Below are 9,856 nucleotides of genomic sequence, written 5' to 3'. Positions count from 1 at the left end.
AGAAAAGGCGTTGGCGGGCTGTTTCTGGATCACCGTCCAAGGCCTTCGAGGCCAAGGACGGTGAAGATCCCAAAAACCCGGTTTCCGGTGGATCGCAAGGCTGCTCCGCTTAAGTGAACAGCATTACGTCACAGGGACGGGGCTTTCAGTGAGCGCAAATTGAGTCTTAGAACACCACACCCTGACTGCGCAGGTAGTCATCATAGGTGCCGCTGAAGTCGGTCACGCCATCCGGGCTCAGCTCGATGATGCGCGTGGCCAGGGACGATACGAACTCACGGTCGTGGCTGACGAAGATCAGCGTGCCCGGGTAGTTTTCCAGCGCCAGGTTCAGCGCCTCGATCGATTCCATGTCCAGGTGGTTGGTCGGTTCGTCCATGATCAGCACGTTCGGCTTTTGCAGGATCAGCTTGCCGAACAGCATGCGACCTTGCTCACCACCGGAAATCACTTTGACCGACTTGAGGATCTCGTCGTTGGAGAACAGCATACGGCCCAAAGTACCGCGAATCATCTGCTCGCCCTGGGTCCACTGACCCATCCAGTCGAACAGCGTGACGTCGTCTTCGAAGTCGTGCGCGTGGTCCTGAGCGTAGTAGCCCAGTTCCGCGGCGTCGGTCCACTTGACGCTACCGGCATCCGGGGTCAGTTCGTTGACCAGGGTGCGCAGCAGGGTGGTTTTACCGATACCGTTCGGGCCGATGATCGCTACGCGCTCGCCCGCTTCAACCTGGAAGCTGAAGTCCTTGAACAACGGCTTGCCGTCGAAGCCTTTGGCCATTTTTTCGACCATGACTGCCTGACGGTGCAGCTTTTTGTTCTGCTCGAAACGGATGAACGGACTCACGCGGCTCGACGGCTTGACCTCGGCCAGCTGGATCTTGTCGATCGCCTTGGCGCGGGAAGTGGCCTGCTTGGCTTTCGAGGCGTTGGCCGAGAAGCGGCTGACGAACGATTGCAGTTCGGAAATCTGCGCTTTCTTCTTGGCGTTGTCCGACAGCAGTTGCTCGCGGGACTGGGTCGCCACGGTCATGTACTCGTCGTAGTTGCCCGGGAACAGACGCAGCTCGCCGTAGTCCAGGTCAGCCATGTGGGTACACACGCTGTTCAGGAAGTGACGGTCGTGAGAGATGATGATCATCAGGCTGTTACGCTGGGTCAGAACGTTTTCCAGCCAGCGAATGGTGTTGATGTCCAGGTGGTTGGTCGGTTCGTCGAGCAACAGCACTTCCGGATCGGAGAACAGTGCCTGCGCCAGCAACACACGCAGCTTCCAGCCTGGCGACACTTCGCTCATCGGGCCGAAATGCTGCTCGATGCCGATACCCAGGCCCAGCAGCAGTTCACCGGCACGGGATTCGGCGGTGTAGCCGTCCATTTCGGCGAATTCGGTTTCCAGCTCGGCCACGGCCATGCCGTCTTCTTCGCTCATTTCCGGCAGCGAATAGATACGATCGCGCTCGGCCTTGACCTTCCACAGCTCTTCGTGACCCATGATCACGGTGTCGATCACGGTGAATTCTTCGTAGGCGAACTGATCCTGACGCAATTTACCCAGGCGCACGTTCGGCTCGAGCATGACCTGACCACCGGACGGGTCGAGGTCGCCGCCGAGGATTTTCATGAAGGTCGACTTGCCGCAACCGTTGGCGCCGATCAGGCCATAACGGTTGCCCGCGCCAAATTTGACCGAAACGTTTTCGAACAGCGGCTTGGCGCCGAACTGCATCGTGATGTTAGCTGTGGAGATCAATTACCTTACCTATCAATGGGTTAGAGCTGGTGTTTTGTTTGCCTGATACCGCTTCGATACCAATCCGGAGCTTTGCCAGCTCCACCCAGTCTGAGCTTGAGTTGATTCAACGCGCATACGTCGCCAGCACCGTTGACCGCTGTGGCCACGCTGCTGAACGACGAATACGGGGTCTGTGTTTGGACATTGCGCGCATTGTCGCATAAGTACGGCGGCAGTTGTATGACGGGCGATAACGAACCTTGCGCTGATGAGGGTTAATGCTTTTGCCATTCACTCTGACGTGAGCAGTCCAGGCTCCGGGCGCGAAGTGCTGCTTTCAGGCACGGCGCAAGGTAGTGGCGAAATGTCTGACAGAAACTTTCCTTCTGGCGGTGGTCTTTGTCTTCGATGCCGAATGACCTGCCGATGAGTGACGTGTGCTTGTAGAAAAAAACCGCAGTCCCTGTTTCCATGCGTCAGTGAAGGAAAAAGGAAAGCACATGCCATTCATTGCTCGCTGTCTGCTGTTGATTGGCCTCATGCTGATTCCGTCGTGGGCGAGTGCCAATGTCCTGCTGGAAAACGCGCTCTGGCGCGTTGAAATCGATCCGGCAACGCTGGCCATTCAAGTCACGCCGTCCCAGGCGAATACCGTACAGGCTTCGGCGGGCGTCGCCGCGCATGGGGTGAGCGGCCTGACCCAGACCGCCAACCGCATCGATTGGCGCTGGGATGACGGCGCCTGGCGCCTGAGTGCCAGTCTCGATCAGCGCGATCTGTCGCTGTCCATTACCGCCCGTGATCCCGGTGAACTGGGTTTTCTCCGACAACCTGGCCGCGCCATGGGCAACGGCTTGATCTGGCCGTTGGCCGAAGGGCATTACGTGCCGGCAGGCGATGCAGTGTGGCAAGGCTTTCTCCTCGAACAGGGCGAGCTCAATAGCACGCAGGACCTGAGCCTGCCCCTGTGGGGTGTCGACCACGGCAGCTTCACGCTCAATTGGCTGCTGACCAATCCTTATAACAATCGTCTGACTTTCAGTGCCGAGGGTAAAAACCTCGGCCTGGCCGTACGCCATGAATTCACCTCGCTTGAACCGGACAAACCGCTGACCTTCCTACTTTCGCTGGGCACCGCCGATCCGCTGGCACCGGCCAAACGCTATCGACGTTGGCTGATCGACAACGGCCAATACGAACCCTTGAGTGAAAAACTGCAAAAAACGCCACAAGCAAAAAAAATCCTCGGCGCCAGCCATATTTATTTGTGGGGCAATGACCTGCTCGGACCAAAGGACGTCCGCAGTTGGCCGGCACTGGTGAAACTGCTGCGCGGCAATGGCGCGCTGGCCAGCGAGTTGCGTAGCCGTTTTGATGCTGAAACCCGCGATATTCTGGCGAACGCGCAACCGCCGCTGAATCGCTATCAAATGGCGACATTGCTGCGCAGTCTCAATGGCGCCCTCAACACCCAGGCCAGAAAGTCCTGGCAGGCCGTCGTCGAACCGGACATGCAGCAACTCGCCGAGGGCTACGGCACGTTGCGCGCGGAGCTGGCCAGCACATTTTCCGAGGCGCTGACCGCGTCTGCGCAGGGTTGGGGCAGTAGCTTGTCAGCGAATACTTTTGCGCAGTTGAAGGCAGCCGGGTTGTCGCGCCTATGGATTGGACTGGGCGAAGGCTGGGAGGGCGGCCTCTGGCACCCCGAAGCGGTGCGCGAAGGCGTAGCGGCGGGGTATCTGCTGGCGCCTTATGACTCCTATGAAACAGCGCTCACGGCCACTGAGAATCCGGACTGGACCACGGCGCACCTGGGCTCGCGAGCCAACCGACAGTGCGCGATCGTGTTGAACAGTGGTCAATTCAAACGCGGATTTCAGCAGTCGGGCCATTACACCGACCCACGCTGCGTGCGCCCGTTACTGGAGGCTCGCATCAAGGCAGTACAGGGTGGCGCCGGCTTCAATAGCTGGTTTCTCGATGCTTATGCCACCGGGATGCTGTTCGACAGTTACCAGGCAGATAGCCCTCTGACGCAAGCGCAAAATGCCCAGGGCAATATCGAAGCTTCACGCTGGCTGAACGAAACCCTGCAGTTGCCGAGCGGCTCCGAGGACGGCAATGCCACCACAGCGCAAGGCGTGCTGTTTGCCCACGGCATGCAGACGCCGGTCATTGGCTGGGGCGACCCGGACATGAGCAAGAACCGCAAATCGCCGTATTACGTCGGTCGTTGGTTCCCTGACGAGCAGCCGCAAGTGTTTTTCAAAAGCGTTCCGCTCAAAGAGCCTTATCGCACAGTGCATTTTGCGCCCCAGACACGTTTGCCGTTGTATCAGGCGGTGTTCCACGGATCAGTCATCACCACGCATCACTGGCTGTTCGACAGCTTGAAGTTGAGCAATGTGCGCGCCGAGAATCAGTTGAGCCAGTTGCTCTACAACGTCCCGCCGCTGTATCACCTCAGCGCTGCGACATTAAAACAACGCTTGCCATTGATCGCGAAGCAGGACGCCTTCTTCCGGCCGCTCCACGAGCGTCTGGCGATACAGCAAATGACTGACTTTCACTGGGTGAGCGAGGACAGGCTGGTGCAACGGACCACATTCGCCGATGGAACGCAGTTGCTGGCCAATTTTGACAAGCGTGAACGTGAAGTGGCGGGTCACAAGCTCGCAGGGCAGAGCATCAGTGTTTTTGAAAACAACCAAAGAGTAAATGTATTCCAGGTATCGCAGTGACACGCGTCATTGCGCCTTCGTTGCGTACCGGTATCAGGGGCAAGCCCCACGGTTTCGGGCCTTTGGACGATCGGGCGGCAGTGCCATCAGTGGCGCATTGCAGATTCGCGTGACAGATTTTCACAGATGAGGTTCACCATCGGTTACAAAGTGTGGCTAAAATGCCAGCGAATTACCCAAAAGCCGCTAACGGCATGGGCTCAAGGACGTGCCACCGGGACGATTTTCTGTATTTATGCCACTGCTGCAGACGCTGGCCCAAGGCCGGCAGACGCGCAGTTTGTTCACTTTTGACGTGTGACGATTTCCGTGAAACTCATCATTGCCGCTATTTATGTCATTTCCATTGCATACGTTCACTTGCGTGGACGGGTGCGCCACAAGTTGGGTCGGCAATTGAGCGACCACTCGACGTTCCTCGCGCCGATCAACTGCTTTTTGTACCTGTTCTCGAAGAAGCCGAACAAGCCGTTCCTCGATCCGGCTGAGTTTCCTGACCTGAGTCCGTTGCAGGCGCATTGGGAAGAGATCCGCGAAGAAGGGCAGAACCTGCTCCGCGCCGGCGAGATCAAGCGTTCGAACCAGTACGACGATGTCGGTTTCAACTCGTTCTTCAAAACCGGCTGGAAGCGTTTCTACCTCAAGTGGTACGGCGACAGCCATCCATCGGCGATGAAGCTGTGCCCGCGTACCACAGAACTGGTGCAGAGCATCGGCTCAATCAAGGCCGCCATGTTTGCCGAACTGCCGCCGGGTTCCAAGCTGGTCCGTCACCGCGACCCGTATGCCGGCTCCTACCGCTACCACCTGGGTCTGGAAACGCCGAACGATGCCGGCTGCTACATCAATGTCGACGGTGAAAACTATCACTGGCGCGACGGTGAAGCGGTGATGTTCGATGAGACCTTCATCCATTACGCGGAAAACACCACGGACAAAAACCGTATCATTCTGTTCTGCGACATTGAGCGACCGATGAAGTATCGCTGGGCCGCGGCGTTCAATGGTTGGTTCAGCCGCACCGTAATGTCTGCGGCGGGTGCGCCGAACGATGCCGGTGACCGCACCGGCGGCATCAACCGTTTCTTCACAAAAATCTACAAGATTCGCCTGCGCGGTAAAGAGCTGAAAAAACGTAATCGTGCGCGCTATTACCTGGAAAAATGGGCGATCTTTGGTGGTTTACTGGCCGTTTTCATTCTGATCTGAATAGGTTGTGAATGAGCTGACGCCATCGCTGGCAAGCCAGCTCCCACAGTGCTCGATGTGATACACAGACTTCATTCATGCGGCTAAACCTTGTGGTAGCTGGCAAGCCAGCTCCCACAGTGGCCGATGTGATACACAGACTTCATTCGCGCGGCTGAACCTTGTGGTAGCTGGCAAGCCAGCTCCCACAGTGGTCGATGTGATACACAGACTTCATTCACGCGGCTAAACCTTGTGGTAGCAGGCTTGCCAGCGATGACTGTCGCAAAAGCAACCTGTCAGTTGCCTGACAATCCCTCAGTTGTCATTCCCCGGACGCTTTTCGGGTGCGTTTGGCCGGTGCTGCTTTGGTGGCTGTCCTGGCCTTCGGCTTGGCCGGTGCCTTGCCACCCAGGCTGCGTTTAAGCAGCTCGGTCAAGTCGATCACATCGGCCGTCTTGCGCGCTTGTTCGCCACCCACCGTCTCGACGTCCTCGATCTTGCCTTCATGGGCCTTCTTATCCACCAGCGCCATGATCTTGTCTTCGAACTCGTCTTTGTAATCTTCCGGCGTCCAGTCGCCGCTCATGTCCTGAACCAGCCGCTTGGCCATGTCCAATTCACCTTTGGCCAGCTGTGGCTTGGTGACTTCGCTGCCAAGTTCCAGTTGATCAAGGCCGCGCACCTCTTGCGGCCAGCGCAACTTGACCAGTACCAATGCTGACTCCAGCGGCATCAGCGCCGCCAGATACTGCCGCGTATGCAAAACCACGCGGGCGAGGGCGACTTTGTTGGTTTTGCTCAAGGTTTCACGCAGCAGCGCATAGACCTTGCCGCCGCGTTTATCCGGCGCCAGGTAATAGGGCGTGTCGATGTTTTGCAGCGGAATCTGCTCGGCGTCGACAAAGGAAAAAATGTCGATGGTCTGCGTCGAAACCGGGTGCGCCGAGCGGATTTCTTCTTCGCTGAGCACTACGTAACGGCCCTTTTCGTAAGCCACGCCTTTGACGATGTTTTCCTTGGTGACCTCCTTGCCGGTGACCTTGTTGACCCGTTTGTAGCCCACCGGATCCATGCTGCGGCTGTCGAGCCAGTCGAAATCGACGCCCTGCGAGGACGTCGCCGACACCAGCGCGACAGGGATATGAACCAGTCCGAAACTGATCGCGCCTTTCCAGATTGCCCGAGCCATGGTGAGTTCTCCGAGTGATGTTCAGGTGACCTGTACGCGGGCGCGAAAGTTTCCAGTGGGTGCGGCGGTTTCCGATGACTTGGTCAAGCCGTGTTACATGTTGTTTAAGGGCGATGGGTTAACAAATCCGAACCCACGGCGTAGCGTGGACTCGAAGGCTCTGTTCCCTGCACATCGAGAGGCCGCCCCATGAACCGGATTATGTTTGGCATCGCCGTCCTGGCACTCAGTGGCGGTCTGGTTCATGCCGACGTCGTGCTGGCTCAAAGCCCGACCGGCAACAGCAACAACCCCTACAACAGCCCGATCCGCCGGGCCAATCCCAACAGCCTGCAGGGCACCCAACCCAGCGCTCCGGCCATTCGCGGGCCGGGCACGGTGCCGACACCGCGTCAGCCCACCGTCGAGAACCGTGGCATTGGCAACGGCCAGCCGATCCGCTCGGTGCCGGGTACGCCACCGACCTTCATCCCCAATCCGCCTCCACGCGGTAGCGGTAGCAACCGTTGAACGGCAGGACTGACGTTCTGTCAGCCATTCAAATGAACAAAAGGAATCGTGCATGTTGCGTAAAACCCTTTTAGCCACGCTGTGCACCGGCGCGCTGGTCAGTGTTCCGGCATTCGCCGCAGCGCCCAAAGAGCTGCAAAGCGAGCAGGGCACCCTTGAAGTCACCACGATAAGCCAGGGCCTGGAGCATCCGTGGGCTTTGGCGTTTCTGCCGGATCGCCAGGGCATGCTGGTAACCGAACGGCCGGGCAATCTGCGGGTCGTCGGTGCCGATGGCAAGTTGTCGGCACCGATCAGCGGTGTGCCCAAGGTCTGGGCCAAGGGGCAGGGCGGTTTGCTCGATGTGGTGCTGTCGCCGGACTTTAAACAGGATCGGCTGGTGTATCTGTCGTACGCCGAGGGCGGCGGTGCCGGCGACAAGGCCGGGACGGCCGTGGGACGCGGGCGCTTGTCCGATGATTTGCAGACGCTCGAAGACTTCAAGGTGGTCTTCCGCCAGGAGCCGAAACTCTCGACCGGCAACCACTTCGGCTCACGCCTGGTGTTTGACCGCGACGGTTATCTGTTCATTACCCTCGGTGAGAACAACGACCGGCCGACCGCGCAGGATCTCGACAAGCTGCAAGGCAAGATCGTGCGGATCTACCCGGACGGCAAAGTACCGGACGACAACCCGTTCGTGGGGCAGTCCGGCGTGCGCCCCGAGATCTGGGCCTACGGCATCCGCAACCCGCAGGGTGCAGCGCTCAATCCGTGGAACGGCACAATCTGGGAGAACGAACACGGCCCGCGTGGCGGCGATGAAGTGAACATCATCGAGCGCGGTAAGAACTACGGCTGGCCGTTGGCGACCCATGGCATCAACTATTCGCTGCAGCCGATTCCGGAAGCCAAAGGCAAAAGCGTTGAAGGAGGCGTTGATCCACGCCACGTCTGGGAAAAATCACCGGGCGTCACGGGCATGGCGTTTTACGACGCCGATCGCTTCAAGCCGTGGCAGCAGAACCTGTTTATTGGCGCGCTAGTGAGTCAGGAGTTGATTCGCCTGCAGTTCGATGGCGACAAAGTTGTGCATGAAGAGCGCTTGCTCGGTGAGCTGCAGCAGCGCATTCGCGACGTGCGCCAGGGCCCGGATGGTTACTTGTATGTGCTGACGGATGAGGACAATGGCTCGCTCTACAAAATCGGCCTGAAACCCACACCTTGAAATACATTCCCTGTAGGCGCTGGCGCAGGCGGCGATCTTTTGATCTGATTTTTCAAGATCAAAAGATCGCCGCCTTCGGCAGCTCCTGTAGCGCCAGGCTTACTCACTGCGGGAATACAAAACCACCGCCGCCCTTAGCTTCCCTCGTCCGAACCGGCTCATTTTCTCAAACTCCCCATGACTGACCGGCACATGCTGGCAGTCCATCGGTTGGCGATGCTGGCTGTGATCGACATCCGGGTCGTGCAGGTACACAAAGTCCTCATCACAGTCCGTCACCACCACCCAGTGCGGCGACTTGGAGCGGGTCAGGCGATAGCTGCTGATCAACACCAGCGGCTGGCCGCCGGCATCGAGCAGGCGCGGCAGGTCCAGCGCCGCACCGATCACCTGCTCGACATCGGTCTCTGCCAACTGTTCTGTGAACGCCTCGTGTACCAGGCGCATGACGCCTTTTTTATGCTCATCGCGCACGCCATCGAGGAACAGTGGCCCGGCCATGCTCAGTTGCAGGCGCACGCGAAAACTCCGCCGCCATGCGGCCAGAGCCAGCCCCTGCGGACTGCAGCCGCCGTGTCCGGAGGTCATGAACACCGTTGTCGCCTCGCGCCAGATCTGCAACTCCTCGCGTCGCTCCAATAAACGCCCAGGCTGCAGCGCGCCCATGGCCATCAGCAGACACGCCGGGCCGCAGGTGAAATCGGTGGTCTGGCGATACCAGGGCACCTTGATGCTGCGCGAGTCGCGGTGCTGGAGAATGCGTTTCTCCAGGCGCAGCGCATCGGCGTGGTCTTCGTAATAGTCGTGAATCAAGGCGAAACGGCGGAAGCCGCTGCGTTCATACAGATGAATGGCGGCGGGGTTGTCAGTGCGCACCTCAAGGCGCAGATAGGCGCAGTCGTGGTCCAGCGCAATCGCTTCGATGTGTTGCAGCAACTGCTTGCCCAGCCCGGTACCGCGCGCCTCGGCGGCAATCGCGATGGAGTAGAGCCGCGCCAGCGACGTACCGCGATGAAACAGCACCAGTGCGTAACCGACCAATCGCCCCTCACGCTCGGCCACCAGCAACTGTGCGTGGGCGCGGGTGATCATCCACTGAAAACTGCGAGGCGTCAGCCGGTCCGTGGTGAAACATTGCATTTCCAATGCCAGCAACGCCGGCAAGTCTTCAACTACCGCCAAACGAAAAACAGCACTCATATGACCACCGTAAAAGTTGCGTAACGAAACGGGACTTTCGAAAAACTTCGTGCTTAATAGAAATGGTCTTGTTCTCCAACGGA

7 protein-coding genes are annotated in these 9,856 nt (G+C 58.7%); 4 read left to right on the top strand and 3 right to left on the bottom strand.

What is annotated here, in order from left to right; all coding sequences use genetic code 11:
• Nucleotides 1-166: 166 nt before the first annotated feature.
• Nucleotides 167-1,753, bottom strand: coding sequence for an ABC-F family ATPase (locus CKW18_RS17050; RefSeq protein WP_095189865.1), 1,587 nt, complete (start codon nt 1,751-1,753; stop codon nt 167-169).
• A 482-nt stretch (nt 1,754-2,235) separates the two neighbouring features.
• Between CKW18_RS17050 and CKW18_RS17045 the strand changes: the two genes are divergently transcribed.
• Entirely contained in the window at nt 2,236-4,476 is a 2,241-nt protein-coding gene (locus CKW18_RS17045) for a glycoside hydrolase (protein ID WP_095189864.1), read from the top strand.
• 309 nt (nt 4,477-4,785) lie between these two features.
• Nucleotides 4,786-5,685 (top strand): lipid A hydroxylase LpxO, encoded by a 900-nt coding sequence (gene lpxO, locus CKW18_RS17040; protein WP_095189873.1) that lies wholly within the window; start codon nt 4,786-4,788, stop codon nt 5,683-5,685.
• Nucleotides 5,686-5,989: 304 nt separating this feature from the next.
• On the opposite strand, the gene CKW18_RS17035 is transcribed toward lpxO, so the two are convergent.
• The gene (locus CKW18_RS17035; RefSeq protein ID WP_095189863.1) at nt 5,990-6,856 is read right to left on the bottom strand and encodes a Ku protein; all 867 of its coding nucleotides are present in this window, start codon (nt 6,854-6,856) and stop codon (nt 5,990-5,992) included.
• A gap of 189 nt (nt 6,857-7,045) precedes the next feature.
• On the opposite strand from CKW18_RS17035, the gene CKW18_RS17030 reads away from it, so the two are divergent.
• Both CKW18_RS17030 and CKW18_RS17025 read left to right on the top strand, forming a co-directional pair.
• Complete coding sequence (locus tag CKW18_RS17030) at nt 7,046-7,366, top strand: hypothetical protein (protein WP_095189862.1); 321 nt, start codon at nt 7,046-7,048, stop codon at nt 7,364-7,366.
• Nucleotides 7,367-7,418: 52 nt separating this feature from the next.
• Nucleotides 7,419-8,573, top strand: a complete 1,155-nt coding sequence (locus CKW18_RS17025; protein ID WP_095189861.1) for a PQQ-dependent sugar dehydrogenase — start codon at nt 7,419-7,421, stop codon at nt 8,571-8,573.
• Nucleotides 8,574-8,672: 99 nt separating this feature from the next.
• Here the strand turns inward: CKW18_RS17025 and rimI are convergent, their stop codons facing one another.
• Nucleotides 8,673-9,773, bottom strand: coding sequence for a ribosomal protein S18-alanine N-acetyltransferase (rimI, locus tag CKW18_RS17020; RefSeq protein WP_095189860.1), 1,101 nt, complete (start codon nt 9,771-9,773; stop codon nt 8,673-8,675).
• Between the last annotated feature and the right edge of the window lie 83 nt (nt 9,774-9,856).

Source organism: Pseudomonas sp. Irchel 3E19 (genome assembly GCF_900187585.1).
Lineage (GTDB): Bacteria > Pseudomonadota > Gammaproteobacteria > Pseudomonadales > Pseudomonadaceae > Aquipseudomonas > Aquipseudomonas baetica.
This window is presented reverse-complemented; position numbering and strand designations above follow the sequence as displayed.

Bases quoted from the DNA above. Each gene is read 5' to 3' on its own strand.
- CKW18_RS17045 (WP_095189864.1), top strand. From the start codon at position 2,236: ATGCCATTCATTGCTCGCTGTCTGCTGTTGATTGGCCTCATGCTGATT.
- CKW18_RS17035 (WP_095189863.1), bottom strand. From the start codon at position 6,856: ATGGCTCGGGCAATCTGGAAAGGCGCGATCAGTTTCGGACTGGTTCAT.
- CKW18_RS17030 (WP_095189862.1), top strand. From the start codon at position 7,046: ATGAACCGGATTATGTTTGGCATCGCCGTCCTGGCACTCAGTGGCGGT.
- CKW18_RS17025 (WP_095189861.1), top strand. From the start codon at position 7,419: ATGTTGCGTAAAACCCTTTTAGCCACGCTGTGCACCGGCGCGCTGGTC.
- rimI (WP_095189860.1), bottom strand. From the start codon at position 9,773: ATGAGTGCTGTTTTTCGTTTGGCGGTAGTTGAAGACTTGCCGGCGTTG.